This is a genomic window from Microbacterium sp. HSID17254, assembly GCF_003989315.1.
Lineage (GTDB): Bacteria > Actinomycetota > Actinomycetes > Actinomycetales > Microbacteriaceae > Microbacterium.
Map to the genome: position 1 here is coordinate 46,530 of NZ_RBLT01000021.1, position 14,409 is coordinate 60,938.

Annotated in this window: 12 protein-coding genes; 6 read left to right on the top strand and 6 right to left on the bottom strand. The window is 71.5% G+C overall.

The window, feature by feature from the left end; translation table 11 throughout:
- Positions 1–19 precede the first annotated feature (19 nt).
- The 4 genes from D8M34_RS12645 (at position 20) to D8M34_RS12660 (ending at position 3,914) form a co-directional block, all read left to right on the top strand.
- On the top strand, positions 20–694 hold the full coding sequence (locus D8M34_RS12645; protein ID WP_126894183.1) for an NUDIX hydrolase: 675 nt from the start codon (positions 20–22) through the stop codon (positions 692–694).
- Between the two features lie 47 nt (positions 695–741).
- Positions 742–2,019 carry a phosphoribosylamine--glycine ligase gene (gene purD, locus D8M34_RS12650; RefSeq protein WP_126894184.1) on the top strand — a complete coding sequence of 426 codons (1,278 nt, stop codon included), beginning with the start codon at positions 742–744 and terminating at the stop codon, positions 2,017–2,019.
- Positions 2,020–2,145: 126 nt separating this feature from the next.
- On the top strand, positions 2,146–2,625 hold the full coding sequence (locus tag D8M34_RS12655) for a winged helix-turn-helix transcriptional regulator (RefSeq protein ID WP_161973070.1): 480 nt from the start codon (positions 2,146–2,148) through the stop codon (positions 2,623–2,625).
- Positions 2,622–3,914: an MFS transporter gene (locus tag D8M34_RS12660; protein ID WP_126894186.1), complete on the top strand. Its 1,293-nt coding sequence runs from the start codon at positions 2,622–2,624 to the stop codon at positions 3,912–3,914. The genes D8M34_RS12655 and D8M34_RS12660 overlap by 4 nt, the downstream gene beginning before the upstream one ends.
- Positions 3,915–3,969: 55 nt before the next feature.
- Here the strand turns inward: D8M34_RS12660 and D8M34_RS12665 are convergent, their stop codons facing one another.
- The 4 genes from D8M34_RS12665 to D8M34_RS12680 form a co-directional block, all read right to left on the bottom strand.
- On the bottom strand, positions 3,970–4,698 hold the full coding sequence (locus tag D8M34_RS12665; protein WP_062766131.1) for an amino acid ABC transporter ATP-binding protein: 729 nt from the start codon (positions 4,696–4,698) through the stop codon (positions 3,970–3,972).
- Positions 4,695–6,179, bottom strand: coding sequence for an amino acid ABC transporter substrate-binding protein/permease (locus D8M34_RS12670; protein ID WP_126894187.1), 1,485 nt, complete (start codon positions 6,177–6,179; stop codon positions 4,695–4,697). Before D8M34_RS12670 ends, D8M34_RS12665 begins: the two co-directional genes overlap by 4 nt.
- A gap of 147 nt (positions 6,180–6,326) precedes the next feature.
- Positions 6,327–7,859: a DHA2 family efflux MFS transporter permease subunit gene (locus tag D8M34_RS12675; protein ID WP_062766128.1), complete on the bottom strand. Its 1,533-nt coding sequence runs from the start codon at positions 7,857–7,859 to the stop codon at positions 6,327–6,329.
- On the bottom strand, positions 7,856–8,488 hold the full coding sequence (locus tag D8M34_RS12680) for a PadR family transcriptional regulator (RefSeq protein ID WP_308195654.1): 633 nt from the start codon (positions 8,486–8,488) through the stop codon (positions 7,856–7,858). Before D8M34_RS12680 ends, D8M34_RS12675 begins: the two co-directional genes overlap by 4 nt.
- Before the next feature lie 187 nt (positions 8,489–8,675).
- Between D8M34_RS12680 and D8M34_RS12685 the strand changes: the two genes are divergently transcribed.
- Both D8M34_RS12685 and D8M34_RS12690 read left to right on the top strand, forming a co-directional pair.
- A complete protein-coding gene (locus D8M34_RS12685; RefSeq protein WP_025105721.1) occupies positions 8,676–9,551 on the top strand; it encodes a phosphoribosylaminoimidazolesuccinocarboxamide synthase in 876 nt (291 codons plus the stop codon).
- Between the two features lie 100 nt (positions 9,552–9,651).
- Positions 9,652–11,007: a uracil-xanthine permease family protein gene (locus D8M34_RS12690; RefSeq protein WP_126894188.1), complete on the top strand. Its 1,356-nt coding sequence runs from the start codon at positions 9,652–9,654 to the stop codon at positions 11,005–11,007.
- A gap of 768 nt (positions 11,008–11,775) precedes the next feature.
- Here the strand turns inward: D8M34_RS12690 and D8M34_RS12695 are convergent.
- A complete protein-coding gene (locus D8M34_RS12695) occupies positions 11,776–13,491 on the bottom strand; it encodes an acetyl/propionyl/methylcrotonyl-CoA carboxylase subunit alpha (RefSeq protein ID WP_126894189.1) in 1,716 nt (571 codons plus the stop codon).
- Positions 13,488–14,409: 5-oxoprolinase subunit C family protein (locus tag D8M34_RS12700; RefSeq protein WP_148113056.1), on the bottom strand; the 922-nt coding region annotated here is incomplete at its 5' end. The genes D8M34_RS12695 and D8M34_RS12700, both read right to left, overlap by 4 nt.

Sequence of the window (14,409 nt, forward strand, 5' to 3'; positions counted from 1 at the left end):
CGGTCATAAGCTCGATGGCATGAGCATGCATCCCCAGGGCGCCCGCGCCGAGCTGCTCGCCGCCGCGGCCGACCACTCCTGGAGCGTGCCGATCCCTCCGCTCGCGGATCCGGGCCGCGCCCATGACGCCTCGGTGCTCATCCTCTTCGGCGTCCTCGACCGCATCCCCGCACCGACCGTCGATGCGGCCGTCGCGCGCGACCTCGACGTCCTGCTGCAGCGTCGCGCCCCGACCCTCTCCTCGCATCCGGGCCAGGTCTCCTTCCCCGGCGGGCGCGCCGAAGCGGCCGATGCCGACGCCGTCGCCACGGCGCTGCGCGAGGCCGAGGAGGAGACCGGCCTCGATCCCGCGGGAGTCGAGGTGCTCGCCACGCTCCCCGTGATCCCCCTCGCCGCGAGCAACCACCTGGTCACCCCGGTGCTCGCCTGGTGGCAGTCGCCGTCGCGCGTCGTCGCCGTCGACCACGAGGAGACCGTCGAGGTGTTCCGCGTCCCCGTCGCGCAGCTCCTCGACCCGGCGACCCGCTTCACCTCGACCCTGTCCCGTGCCGGCCGCACGTTCCGCGGACCCGCGTTCGACGTCGACGGCACGATCGTGTGGGGCTTCACCGCCATGGTGCTCGACGCTCTGTTCGACGCCACCGGTTGGACCGTGCCCTGGGACACGGCGGACGAGCGCCCCATCGAGCTCTGACCCGGACCCACCGAAACCTCGCGCACGCGCCTCGATAGGCTGGACGGGTGAAGATCCTCGTCCTCGGTTCCGGTGCCCGTGAGCACGCGATCATCCTGGCGCTGCGCGCCGAGTCCCCCGCGCACGAGATCCTCGTCGCCCCCGGCAACGCCGGCATCGCGCAGGACGCGACACCCGTCGCCCTCGACCCGCTCGACGGCGCCGCGGTCACGGCCTTCGCGAACGAGCACGCGGTCGACCTCGTCGTCATCGGCCCGGAGGCCCCTCTCGTGGCGGGCGTCGCGGACGAGCTCCGCGGCCGCGGCATCCCCGCCTTCGGGCCGGGCAAGGCCGCCGCGCAGCTCGAGGGCTCCAAGGCCTTCGCAAAGCGCGTCATGGACGCCGCCGGTGTGCCGACGGGCCGCGCGGTCCGCGCCGCCACGGTCGCCGAGGTCGAGTCCGCGTTCGACGAGCTGGGCGCCCCCTATGTCGTCAAGGCCGATGGGCTCGCTGCGGGCAAGGGCGTCATCGTCACCTCCGACCGCGCCGAGGCCCTGGCCCACGCGGAGCAGTACCTCCCGGCCGGCCCCGTCCTCGTCGAGGAGTTCCTGTCCGGCCCCGAGGTCTCGCTGTTCTTCCTCAGCGACGGCGACACCGTGCGCGCGCTCAGCCCGGCACAGGACTTCAAGCGGGCCCTCGACGGCGACGCCGGCCCCAACACCGGCGGCATGGGGGCATACTCCCCGCTGCCCTGGCTCGCGGAGCAGTTCGGCAGCGAGCAGGCGTTCGTGGAAGAGGTCACCCGCGACGTCGCCCTCCCGGTCGTCCGGCAGCTCGACGCGGAGGGGACCCCGTTCATCGGCCTCCTCTACGCCGGGCTCATCCTCACCCCGCAGGGCGTGCGTGTGATCGAGTTCAACGCGCGCTTCGGCGACCCGGAGACCCAGGTCGTGCTGCCGCGACTGGAGACCCCGCTGTCCCAGCTCCTCTTCGCCGCCGCCTCCGGCACGCTCGAGGACCAGCCGGAGCCCGTGTTCCGCGACGAGGTCGCGATCACCGTGGTCCTGGCGAGCGAGGGGTACCCGGAGGCGCCGCAGACCGGGCGCCCGATCGAGGGTCTGGACGAGGCCGCCGCCGTGGAGGGCGTCCGCCTGGTGCACGCCGCGACCGCGAGCCCGGACGCCCCGGGGGGTTCGCTCATCGCGACGGGTGGCCGTGTCCTGAACGTCGTCGCCGTGGCCCCGGACTTCCGCACCGCCCGCGACCGCGCCTACGACGCCCTCGGCCGCATCCGCCTCGAGGGGTCCCACCACCGCACCGACATCGCTGCCCGCGTCGCTGACTGACCCACTGCTCGGCGACCGTCCCCGTTGAAGTAGCGCGAATGGCTGCATCCCGACCGGGAATGCAGCCATTTGGGCGATTCGAAGCGGATGCTTGACAAGCCTCACTTTCTTCAAGAAAGTAGCAGGATGCCGCTCCGCTCCGACTGGTCCTCCGCGTCCTGCCCGATCGCCCGCGCCGCCGATGTGATCGCCGACCCGTGGGTTCTCCTCATCCTGCGAGAGCTCTTCTCGGGCCGCACCCGGTTCGACGAGCTGCGAGACGCCTCCGGCGCCGCGGACTCGGTCCTGGCACGTCGGCTCGCCCTGATGACGGAGGCCGGACTCGTGACCCGGGACGACCGCGGCGAAGGGCGGAAGGGGTACCGGCTCACCGCAGCCGGCGAGGAGACGCTGCCCATCCTGCATGCGTACGCACGGTTCTCCCGCCGCACCGACCCCGAGGGCCCGTGGGGACTGGTCGTGTCCTGTGCCCGGTGCGGGACCGCCGCCGAGTCCGCGGACTGGTGCTCCCGGTGCGCCGCTCCCCTCGACGCCGACAGCACTCTCTGGGCGCGACGGAGCATGGGCGGCGAGCCCTTCGCCCTGCACGGCGGACACGCCGCATGACCGCCGAGTCCGTCGACCGCCCCGCCGAGACCCGTCGCCGCCTCCACCCCGCGTGGACGGTCGCCCTCGTCGCCCTCATCGCCCTCATCGGCGCCGCGGGATTCCGCGCCGCCCCTGGGGTGCTCATGGTCCCGCTCGAGGAGGAGTTCGGCTGGACCACGGCCGAGCTCTCCCTCGCCGTCTCCGTCAACCTCCTGCTCTACGGCCTGATCGCTCCTTTCGCCGCGGCGCTGATGCAACGGTTCGGCATCCGCGCGGTGACGGTCGTCGCGCTGTTCGTGATCGGCGCCGGGGCCGCGCTCAGCGTCTTCGTCGCGATACCGGGCCAGCTCATCCTCACGTGGGGCGTGCTGATCGGCCTCGGGACGGGATCGATGGCTCTGGTGTTCGCGGCCACCATCACCGACACGTGGTTCGCCACCCGGCGCGGGCTGGTCTCGGGCGTGCTCACCGCCGGCAGCGCGACGGGACAGCTCATCTTCCTCCCGGTGATCGCGGCCGCGGCGGAGGACATCGGCTGGCGCGGAGCCTCGCTCGTCATCGCGGGCGGCGCGCTCGCCGTGGTGCCCCTCGTCTGGATCTTCCTCCGCAACCGCCCGAGCGACCTCGGCGTCGCACGCTATGGCGAGAGCGCGGAGCCCATCGCCTCCGCTCCGCGCCCCCGCGGGACGGCGTGGGGTGCCGCTCGACTCGCGCTGACGACGCTCCGTGATGCCGCCCGCACGCGGACGTTCTGGGCTCTGGCCGCCGGTTTCGCTATCTGCGGCGCCACGACGAACGGCCTGATCGGCACGCACTTCATCCCGAGCGCCCATGACCATGGGATGCCGACGACGACGGCCGCCGGCCTGCTCGCGGTCGTCGGCGTGTTCGACATCCTCGGCACCGTGTTCTCCGGATGGCTGACCGACCGGGTGAATCCGCGCATCCTGCTCGCCGCCTACTACGCCCTCCGCGGCATGAGCCTGGTGTTCCTGCCGAGCCTGCTCTCGGCGGAGGTGCAGCCGAGCATCGTGGTGTTCATCGTGATCTACGGCCTGGACTGGGTCGCGACGGTGCCGCCGACGATCGCCCTCTGCCGGGAGGTCTTCCGCGACCGCGGACCCCTGGTCTTCGGATGGGTGTTCGCGGCGCACCAGATCGGCGCCGGCATCGCGTCCGTCCTCGCGGGGCTCGTACGGGACCACACCGGCCACTACACCGCGGCCTGGTTCGCCGCCGCGGGCCTGTGCGGCGTCGCCGCTCTCGTCAGTGCGACGATTCGTCGGCGACCGTCCCCGTTGAAGTAGCGCAAATGGCTGCATCCCGACCGGGGATGCAGCCATTTGCGCGACTCGAACGGGGTCAGAGGACCTTGGACAGGAAGTCCTGGAGGCGCTCGTTCTTGGGGGCGCCGAACAGGTCGGCGGGAGTCCCCTCCTCGACCACGACTCCGCCGTCCATGAAGACCGTGCGGTCGGACACCTCGCGCGCGAAGCCCATCTCGTGAGTCACGAGCACCATGGTCATGCCGCCCTCGGCGAGGTCGCGGATGACCTGCAGCACCTCGCCGACCATCTCCGGGTCGAGAGCGCTGGTGGCCTCGTCGAACAGCATGATCTCCGGGTCCATCGCGAGTGCACGGGCGATGGCCACGCGCTGCTTCTGACCGCCGGAGAGCGACGCGGGCTTCGCGTCCGCCTTCTCCGACAGGCCGACGCGCTCGAGCAGCGAGCGGGCGCGGTCGCGGGCCTCGACCTTCGTCATGCGGCCGAGCTCGACCGGGGCGAGCGTGATGTTCTCCAGCACGGTCATGTGCGGGAACAGGTTGAAGTGCTGGAACACCATGCCGATGCGCTGGCGCACCTCGTCGAGCTTCACGCTCTTGTCGGTGAGGTCGACCCCGTCGATGATCACGTGCCCCGACGTCGGCTCCTCGAGCTTGTTGAGGCAGCGCAGCAGCGTCGACTTGCCCGAGCCGGAGGGGCCGATCACGGCGATGACCTCTCCGTCCTCGACCGTGAGATCGATGCCCTTGAGCACCTCGTTGTCGCCGAACGACTTGTGCAGGTCCCTGACCTCGATCTTGCTCATGCGTTGGCCTTCCTCTCCAGGCGGTTCGCGAGCAGCGTCAGGAGCGTGATCACGACGAAGTAGATGATGGCGACGATCGTCAGCACCTGTGCCGAGAGATACGTCGAGGCGATGATCTGGCGCGAGACGAACGTCAGCTCGGCGAGACCGATGACGCTGATGAGCGAGGTGTCCTTCAGCGTGATGATGCCCTGGTTCACGAACGACGGGATCATGATCCGGAACGCCTGCGGCAGCACGACCTTGCGCATCGTCTTCCAGTGGCTGAGGCCGAGCGAGCGCGACGCCTCCGCCTGACCGGGGTCGACGGCCTGGATGCCGCCGCGGATGATCTCCGTCATGTACGCACCGGTGTTCAGCGACAGGGTGATCGCACCGGCCACGAACGGGTCGAACTTGAGGTCGGGGATCAGCTGCGGGATGGCGAAGAACACGAAGAACGCCTGGATCAGGATCGGGGTCCCGCGGAAGACGTAGACGTAGGCCGTCGCGATCCAGCGGAACGGCGCGAACTTCGACAGGCGTCCGAAGCCGAAGATGATCCCGAGGATGAACGCCGCGATCACCGCGACGATCGTGGCGAGGATGGTGAGCCACAGACCCTGCATGAGGGCCGGCCAGTACTTCACCGCGACCGAGATGATGTCGGTGGGCTGCGCCTCCTGCGCGTCGTCACCCGTCGCGAGGTAGGTGTCCACGATCTCGTCGTACTCGCCGGAGTCCTGCAGGTTGGCGAGGCCGGCGTTGAACATCTCCAGGAGCTCGGCGTTCTCGCCCTTGTTCACCGCGAAGCCGTACTCGCCGCCGAGCGCGGGCTCGCCGACGAGACGGAAGCCCGACCCCTGCTGGATGCCGTAGGCGAGCACGGGGAAGTCCTCGAAGTAGCCGACGGCCTGTCCGGCCTTCACCGCATCGACCATGTCGGTCGTGTCCTGGTAGGGCGTGATCCGGAAGCCGTACTCGTCGGCGTTCTCCTCGGCGAAGGTCTGCCCCTGGGTGCCGGTCTTCACCGCGACGGTCTTGCCGTCGAGGTCGTCGAGGGACTCGATGTCGCTGGACTCGAGCACCCCGAGCTGCACGCCGCTGGTGAAGTACGGGTCGCTGAAGTCGAAGGTCTGCTGTCGCTCCTCGGTGATCGACATCCCGGCCATGACGGCGTCGACCTGGTTCGACTGCAGCGCCTGCACCGCGGCGTCGAAGCCGAGCTGGCGGATCTCGACCTCGAAGCCCTGGTCCTCCGCGATCGCGCGCAGGAGGTCCATGTCGATGCCGACCAGGTCGCCGGACTCGTTCGTGAACTCGAACGGCGCGAAGGTCGTGTCGGTGCCGATGACGTAGGTCTCGCCGTCGTCGGCCGCGGTGGCGGGCGCGGCTCCGGCAAGCAGCGCCCCGGCGGCGACGAGTGCGGCGAGAGCGGTCGCGCCGGCGGTGCGGCCGAACCGCCGCAGACGGCTCGGCGGAGAGGATGGGTGGCGGCTCACGTCGAGTGCTCCTCGGGGTTCGGAAGGGCGACCCGGCGGCCGCCGACCATCCACCCTAACCCCGCTCCTCCCGCGCACCGGAATCTCGGCGCGACCCCGAACAGCGCCGGAACCCGCGTGGATACCGGCGTGTCGGGGTCATCGCGGTCACGCCGGAGGGGTCGCGGCGACGGCCTCGTCCTTCCGATCCTGCCCGCGGAGGAACAGCGAGGCGACCAGCGCGATGAGGATCACACCGGCGGGCAGCAGCAGCGTCTGGGACATGCCGGCCGCGAAGCCCTCGGCGACCTGCGGCGGCAGCGCGCCGCTCCCGGTGCCGGCCGGAGCGTCGGCCAGACCGGGGAGGTTCGCCTCCAGCCGCGACTGCATGAACGCGGCGATCGAGGCGGAGCCGATGACCGAGCCGATGGTGCGGGTGGTGTTGTAGATGCCCGCGCCGGCACCGGCCTGTCGCGGCGGCAGCTTGCGCGTGGCCGTGGTCGCCAGCGGCCCCCACATGCCCGCATTGCCGATGCCCATGAGCGCGGACGGCAGCAGGAACATCAGGATCGGGGTGTCCATCGTGGTCAGGGCCGAGTACCAGACCAGGGCGCCTGCGACGCAGAGCAGACCGGGGACGAGGATGATGCGCGGGTCGACGCGGTCCAGGATCTTACCGGCGACCGGGGCGAGCACGCCCGACAGCACGGCCATCGGGATGAGCAGCATCGCGGCCTCGGTCGGGGTGAGGCCGCGCGCGGTCTGCAGGAAGAACATCATCGGCAGCGACATGCTCGTGACCGTGAAGCCGACCGCCGCGATCGCCACGTTCGCGCCGGAGAAGTTCCGGTCGCGGAAGAGGGCGAGGGGCACGAGAGGTTCGCTGCGGGTACGCGCCTGCTGCACGATGAAGAGCGCGAGCACCACGACGCCGGCGATGATGAGACCCCAGACCGAGATCGGTCCCGCGATGGTTCCCCAGTCGTACTTCTCGCCCTCCTGCAGTCCGAAGACGATGAGGAAGAGCGCGACCGCGCTGAGCACGACGCCGACGAGGTCGAACCGGTGCGGGTGGGTCTTCAGCTTCGGCACGAGGATCCAGGCGAGCACGAAGGCGACGACGCCGACGGGGAGGTTGACGAAGAAGATCCACTCCCACCCGAAGCCGTCGACGAGCAGACCGCCCGCGAGGGGGCCGACGAGCGTGGCGACGCCGGCCGTGGCACCCCACAGGCCCATCGCCGCGCCGCGGCGGTTCGGCGGGAAGGTGCGGGTGATGACGGCCATGGTCTGCGGCGTCATGAACGCGGCGCCGAGCCCCTGCACCGCGCGGGCCGCGATAAGGCCCTCGAGCGTCGTCGACAGTCCGCACCAGAGCGAGGCGAGGGTGAAGACCGCGAGTCCGATGAGGTAGATGTTCTTCGGGCCGAAGCGGTCGCCGAGTCGTCCGGTGATGAGCAGCGGCACGGCGTAGGCGAGCAGGTAGGCGCTGGTGACCCACACGACGTTGTCGAGGTTGTTCGTGTCGGGGTCGAGGGCGGCCTTGATCGCCGGGTTCGCGACGGACACGATCGTGGTGTCGACGAGGATCATGAAGAACCCGATGACGAGGGCCCAGAGCGCGGGCCACGGACTCTTCGGCGCGTGACCGGCGGCGAAGGGCCCCGTCTCGGGCCCCGAGGTCTGGCGGGAATCGGTCATTGCTGTGCAGCCTTTCGCTGGGCGCGGTAGCGGTCGGTGTCGTCGAAGGCGTCGGGGCCCCAGCGGAGCTCGTCGCCGTCGAGGCGGGTGAGGAGGGTGTCGAGCCAGCGGAGCTCGGCGTCGAGCAGCGCCTCCTGTCGTTCGATCTCGACGAGGACCTGCGGCGGGACCCCTTTGGTGCGGGCGGCGGCGAGGCCGTCGTGGTGCAGCGCGTACGAGGCGACGAGGGCCTCCCGTCGCTCCTGCAGCAGCGCGACGGCGTCGTCGCGGTCGAGGTTGTGCGACTCGGCGAGCGCGACGCGGGCGTCGGTCTCGCGGTCGATGCGCGGGAGGGCACGACGCACCCACGCGACCACCGCCTCCCGGCCGGCGTCGGTGAGGGTGTAGGTCGTCCGCTCCGGTCGGTTGCCCTCGCGATCCGTGCCGACCTCGTCGAGCAGACCGGCCCGCTGGAGCCGGGCGACCGTGTGGTACAGCGTGCCGTTGGTGACGGTGATGAGCCGGTCGTCGTGACGCGCGCGGAGCAGGCGCACCATCTCGTACGGGTGCATGTCGCTCTCGCGGAGCAGCGCGAGCACCATCACCCCGAGCGGCGTGAGTCCCGCCACCACATCCCTGCTCTTCCCCACGCCTCTCCCCCGTCCCCTGCTCTGTCGCCCCGTCGAATAGTCCAGATGGACTATACACCCGCCCTCCCTCCGCCGAGACCCCGTATTTCCGGCGAGACCCCGGGGTCGCGACGCGCACACCCCGGGGTCTCGACGCGAACGCGGGGTCTCGGCGCGGAAGAACACGCATCACCGGGATAATGGGCGGGTGAGCACACCGTCCGCAGGAAACGCGCAGGCCATCCCCGGGTGGCGACACCTCTACTCCGGAAAGGTCCGCGACCTCTACGCCTCGGAGGACCCGGCCGACACCCGCATCCTCGTCGTCGCGTCCGACCGGGTGAGCGCCTTCGACGTCGTGCTCTCCCCCGGCATCACCGACAAGGGCGCCCTGCTGACGCGCCTCAGCCGCTGGTGGTTCGCCCAGCTCGACGTGCCGAACCACCTCACGGACGGCGACCTGCCGGAGGAGGTGGCCGATCGCGCCATGCTCGCCCAGTCGCTCGAGATGCTGCCGATCGAGTGCGTCGTGCGCGGGTACATCACCGGCTCCGGCTGGGCCGAGTACCAGGAGCACGGCACCGTGTGCGGCATCGCCCTGCCGGAAGGGCTGCAGAACGGCGACCGCCTGCCCGAGCCGCTGTTCACCCCGGCCTACAAGGCGCCGATGGGCGAACACGACGAGAACATCACGTTCGACCGGGTCGTCGAGCTCGTCGGAGCGGACCGGGCGGCCGAGCTCCGCGACGCCTCGCTCGCGATCTACCGCCGGGCCGCGGCCATCGCCGAGGAGAAGGGCCTCATCCTCGCCGACACGAAGTTCGAGTTCGGGACCGACGCCGACGGCACCCTCCGCCTCGCCGACGAGGTCCTCACGAGCGACTCCTCCCGGTACTGGGACGCCGAGGCCTGGCGCACGGGGTCGACCCCGGCGGAGCGGATGGCAAGCTTCGACAAGCAGATCGTGCGCGACTGGCTCGCGGCGAACTGGGACAAGCAGGGCGAGCCCCCCGTGCTACCCGAGGAGGTCGTGGCCCGGACGGCCGCCCGCTACCGCGAGCTCATCGACCGCCTCGGAGCCTGACGCCGCGCTCCCCGCCGCCTCCGGGCGCACAGGGAAAACTCAGGAATCGGTAGTGTTGCTCCAGCACTCCGCCCCCGATCCCGAACCCTGAGGAGCCCGCATGGCTTTGTGGAAGCTGCACGGAAACGGCCGCACCGTCGAGCCCGGCGCCGTCGTCACCCCCGAGGAACGTCTGTCCTGGCCCGCGACCATCGCCATCGGCGCCCAGCACGTCGTCGCCATGTTCGGCGCCACGTTCCTCGTGCCGACGCTCACCGGCTTCCCCGTGTCGACCACGCTGCTCTTCAGCGGCATCGGCACGCTGCTCTTCCTCCTCATCACGAAGAACCAGCTGCCGAGCTACCTCGGCTCCTCGTTCGCCTTCATCGCCCCCATCACCGCGGCCGTCGCGGCAGGCGGCACCGGCTCGGCCCTCGCGGGCGTGGTCGCGGTGGGCGTGCTCCTCGCGGTCGTCGGACTCGTCGTGCAGTTCGTCGGCCTCCGCTGGGTCGATGCCCTGATGCCCCCGGTCGTCGCCGGCGCCATCGTCGCGCTCATCGGCTTCAACCTCGCCCCCACCGCCTGGAGCAATTTCGCGCTCGACCCCGTGACCGCCACGATCACCCTCGTCGCGATCATCCTCTTCGCGGTGCTCTTCCGGGGCTTCCTCGGCCGCATCTCGATCTTCCTCGGCGTCGCCGTCGGCTTCATCTGGGCCGCGTTCAACGGCTCGTTCGAGGTGCCCAACCCGCTCCGTGGCGACAAGACCCCGGCGGAGCTCATCGCGGACGCCCCCTGGATCGGCCTCCCGCACTTCCAGTTCCCGGACTTCGTCGGGCCGGGGACCTGGTCGACCATCGCGATGTTCCTGCCCGTCGTGCTCGTGCTCATCGCGGAGAACGTCGGTCACGTGCGCGGCGTCGCGACCATGACCGAAGACCCCGCGATCAACCGCCACACCGGTCGCGCCCTCATCGCCGACGGTGTCGCCACGACCATCGCCGGCGGCTTCGGCGGCTCGGGCACCACGACCTACGGCGAGAACATCGGCGTCATGGCCGCGACCCGCGTGTACTCCACCGCCGTGTACTGGGTGGCGGGTCTGTTCGCGATCCTCCTGGCGTTCTCGCCCAAGGTCGGCGAGGTGTTCAACTCGATCCCCGCGGGCGTGCTCGGCGGGGCGACGACGGCGCTCTACGGCCTCATCGGGATCATCGGCATCAAGATCTGGGTCGACAGCCGCGTCGACTTCTCTCGTCCGGTCAACCAGTACACCGCCGCGGTGTCCCTCGTGATCGGCATCGCCGGGTTCACGATGCAGCTCGGCGACTTCGCCTTCGGCGGGATCGTGCTGGGGACGGTCGCGGCGCTGCTGATTTACCACCTGGGCAACCTCATCGCCCGCGCGCGGAAGACGGGTGCCGACGACCCGAAGCCTCTCGAGCCCGTCGGCCCTCTCGGCGGCGACCCCGCGTAGGTCCCGCCCCGGCCCCTGAAGCGTGCGGGACGGCTTTCGCCCCTCCCGCACTCCGCGGAGGCCCGTTTTCGCACTCGCACCCGGTGCCGGAGGGGTGCGCGAGCCCGAGGCGTTCACGTCCCGGATGGAAAACGCCCCTTCCTCTCACGAGGAGGGGGCGTTTTCGCACTCGCTCGGCCTTGGTCGGCCGCGTCGCGTGCGGGATCGAAATGGGGCCGTGCCGGGCTGCGGGAGGGCCGGTTTTGCACTCTCCAGACAGGAACATCCGGCCCGCGCGGTGCGCGCGGGTCCGGCCCCCACGGTGCGAGGTCGAAAGGCTCCTCCCCGGCGGGTGGGATGGGCGTAACCGCACTCGCACGCGAGGACCATCGCGGGCCAAAGGGGGCGGGATCAGAAACGGGCGTGCCCGGTACATCGGGGGAACGTCATCGCACTCGCACGCGGGAGACGTTTCCTAGTCAGAGGGAGCGGGATCAGAAACGGGCGTGCCCGGCGGGTGGGAGGGACTTAATCGCGCTCGCACACGGGAGACATTCCCGGGTCGGAGGGGGCGGGATCAGAAACGGGCGTTCCCCGCGGGCGGGAGGAACGTAATCGCACTCTCACGCGGGGGCGCTGCCGGGGTCAGAGCGTGCGGGATCGGAAAGGGGCGTCTGAGGGATGTGGGAGGGGCGTTTTTGCACTGCGCACGCGGAGGGGCGGGACGGGGAGGGGCCGGACGGGGCGGACGGGGCGGGCGGGACGGAATGGGGAGGGGGAGGGGACGGGTCAGGCGATCGTGGCGAGGAGGGCGTCGGCGGCGAGGGTCGCGCCGGTGTCGGCGCACGGGGTGAGGGTGCCGGCGCGGTGCGCGGTGACCGTGGTCTCCATCTTCATCGCGTCGAGCACGGCCACCGGGTCTCCCTCGGCCACCACGGCTCCGTCATCGACGAGCCAGCGGACGAGCGTGCCCGGCGCGGGGGCCCGGAGCTCGGAGGGGTCCGCCGAGGGCACGGGTGCCGTGACTTCTCCCGCTGAACGGCCGATGCCCGCCAGCAGCTCCGCGGGCAGACCGAGCATCACGCGGCGGCCGTCGATCTCCACCGGGAACCGCTGCAGCCCGGAGACCGGGGCGACCGCGGGGCGTGGCTGCGCCTCCAGTGCCGGGAGCAGCACGGTCTCGATCCACTGGGTGTGCACGGCGAAGGTCGCAGTCGCGAACGCGGGGTCGTCGATGGCACGGAGGTCGAACGGGATCACGGTCGCCGGACCCTCGACGGCGAGCTCCCGCAGGGCCCGACGCGCACGGACGAGAGCCGCGTCCCGGGTGTCCGCGTGCACGATGAGCTTCGCGATCATCGAGTCGAACGCGGGCTGCACGGTGTCTCCGGCCTCGATGCCGCTGTCCCACCGCACGCCGGGTCCACCGGGGATGCGCAGGCCGTCCACCCGTCCGGGGCTGGGCAGGAACCCGCGGCCGGGGTCTTCGGCGTTGATGCGGAACTCGAACGCATGCCCGGTCGGCGCCGGGGTCTCGGTGAAGGACGGCCCCTCGCCGAACGCGATACGGAACTGCTCGCGGACGAGGTCGGTCCCGGTGACCTCCTCGGTCACGGGGTGCTCCACCTGCAGCCGGGTGTTCACCTCGAGGAACGAGATCGTGCCGTCCGCGGCGAGGAGGAACTCGACCGTGCCGGCGCCGCGGTACTGCACCTCGGCACAGATCGCCCGTGCCGCGTCGTGGAACGCCGTCCGCTGCGCCGCCGCCAGACCGGGCGCAGGAGCCTCCTCGATGAGCTTCTGGTTGCGGCGCTGCATCGAGCAGTCGCGGTCGCCCACGACGACCACGCCGCCGCGCCCGTCGCCGAGCACCTGCACCTCGATGTGCCGCGGACTCTCCAGGAAGCGCTCCACGAAGCACTCCCCGCGGCCGAACGCGGCGGTCGCCTCGCGGGTGGCCGCGTCGAACGCGTCGGCGACCTCCGACAGCTCGCGGACGACCTTGAGCCCTCGGCCTCCGCCGCCGAACGCGGCCTTGATGGCGATGGGCAGACCGTGCTCCTCGGCGAACGCCACCGCCTCCTGCGGCCCGGACAGCGGCTGATCCGTGCCCGCGGCGAGCGGGGCGCCGACGCGCTGCGCGATCCGGCGCGCGGTCATCTTGTCGCCGAGCGCGTCGATGCTCTCCGGCGACGGCCCGATCCACACGAGTCCGGCGTCTTCGACGGCCCGCGCGAAGGCAGCACTCTCGGACAGGAAGCCGTAGCCGGGGTGCACGGCGTCGGCGCCGCTGCGGCGAGCCGCGTCGATCAGCGCCTCGATGGACAGGTACGTCGTCGCCGCGGTGTCGCCGTCGAGGCCGATCGCCTCGTCCGCGAGCCGCACGTGAAGGGCATCCGCGTCCTGATCGGCGTAGACGGCGACCGACGTGTAGCCGGCCTCGGCGCACGCGCGGATCACGCGGACCGCGATCTCGCCGCGGTTGGCGATCAGCACAGAGGTCATGAGGTCTCCTTGACGGTGAAGCGCACCCGTACGCCCGGCGGGAGCTGAGCGGCGAGGTCGAGGCTGCGGTCGGTGAGGGCACCGATGATGGGATAGCCGCCGGTGAGCGGATGATCGGGGAGGAAGAGCACGGGCTGGCCGTCCGGCGGCACCTGGATGGCCCCGGTCACGGCGCCTTCGCTCGGCAGCTCGCCGCCGACCGCGCGTTCCAGGGGCACGTCGCCGTGCAGGCGGATGCCCACGCGGTCGGAGCGCGGCGTGACCGTCCACTCCTGCCCGGTGAGCGCGTCGAGGCCGGCAGCGGTGAACCAGTCGTCGCGGGGCCCGAGCGTGATCTCCAGCGTGGCCAGCTCCCCGGCTGCGGGAAGGGCGCGCGGCACCGGATCCGGCTCCACGGCGGCCACGGCGGCAGCCCCGATCGGAAGGAGATCGCCGGCGGCCAACGGCGCGGGACCCAGCCCGGCGAGCGTGTCGGTCGCGCGGCTGTCGAGCGCCGCAGCCGGAGCGAAGCCGCCGCGGACGGCGATCACGGACCGGAGACCGCGCTCGGGATGGCCCAGCGTGAGCTCGTCGCCGTCGACGGTCGCGAACGGCACGCCGGGGAGGAGCGTGCGCTCGATGCCGTCGGCGTCGGTGAGCGTGAGCGAACCCGTGGCCCCGGTGACGGCGGCCACACCTGCGCCGTGGAAGCGCAGCACGGCCCCGCCGACGCTCTCCAGCACAGCCGCCGCCGGCGTGTTGCCCACGGCCCGGTTCGCCGCGTGCATCGCGACCCGATCGGCGACGCCGGAGGCCGAGACGCCCAGCGCCGCGAAACCGGGGCGTCCCGCGTCCTGCACGAGGAGCTGCAGCGACGGTCGCACGACCTCGACCGCCGGACCGTCCCCGCGACGGGCGACCCGCGTCGCGTCGGCCGAT

What these genes read in the sequence shown, in the direction of transcription:
- D8M34_RS12645 (WP_126894183.1), top strand. Translation starts at nt 20, where the DNA reads ATGAGCATGCATCCCCAGGGCGCCCGCGCCGAGCTGCTCGCCGCCGCG.
- D8M34_RS12655 (WP_161973070.1), top strand. Translation starts at nt 2,146, where the DNA reads ATGCCGCTCCGCTCCGACTGGTCCTCCGCGTCCTGCCCGATCGCCCGC.
- D8M34_RS12660 (WP_126894186.1), top strand. Translation starts at nt 2,622, where the DNA reads ATGACCGCCGAGTCCGTCGACCGCCCCGCCGAGACCCGTCGCCGCCTC.
- D8M34_RS12665 (WP_062766131.1), bottom strand. Translation starts at nt 4,698, where the DNA reads ATGAGCAAGATCGAGGTCAGGGACCTGCACAAGTCGTTCGGCGACAAC.
- D8M34_RS12675 (WP_062766128.1), bottom strand. Translation starts at nt 7,859, where the DNA reads ATGACCGATTCCCGCCAGACCTCGGGGCCCGAGACGGGGCCCTTCGCC.
- D8M34_RS12690 (WP_126894188.1), top strand. Translation starts at nt 9,652, where the DNA reads ATGGCTTTGTGGAAGCTGCACGGAAACGGCCGCACCGTCGAGCCCGGC.
- D8M34_RS12695 (WP_126894189.1), bottom strand. Translation starts at nt 13,491, where the DNA reads ATGACCTCTGTGCTGATCGCCAACCGCGGCGAGATCGCGGTCCGCGTG.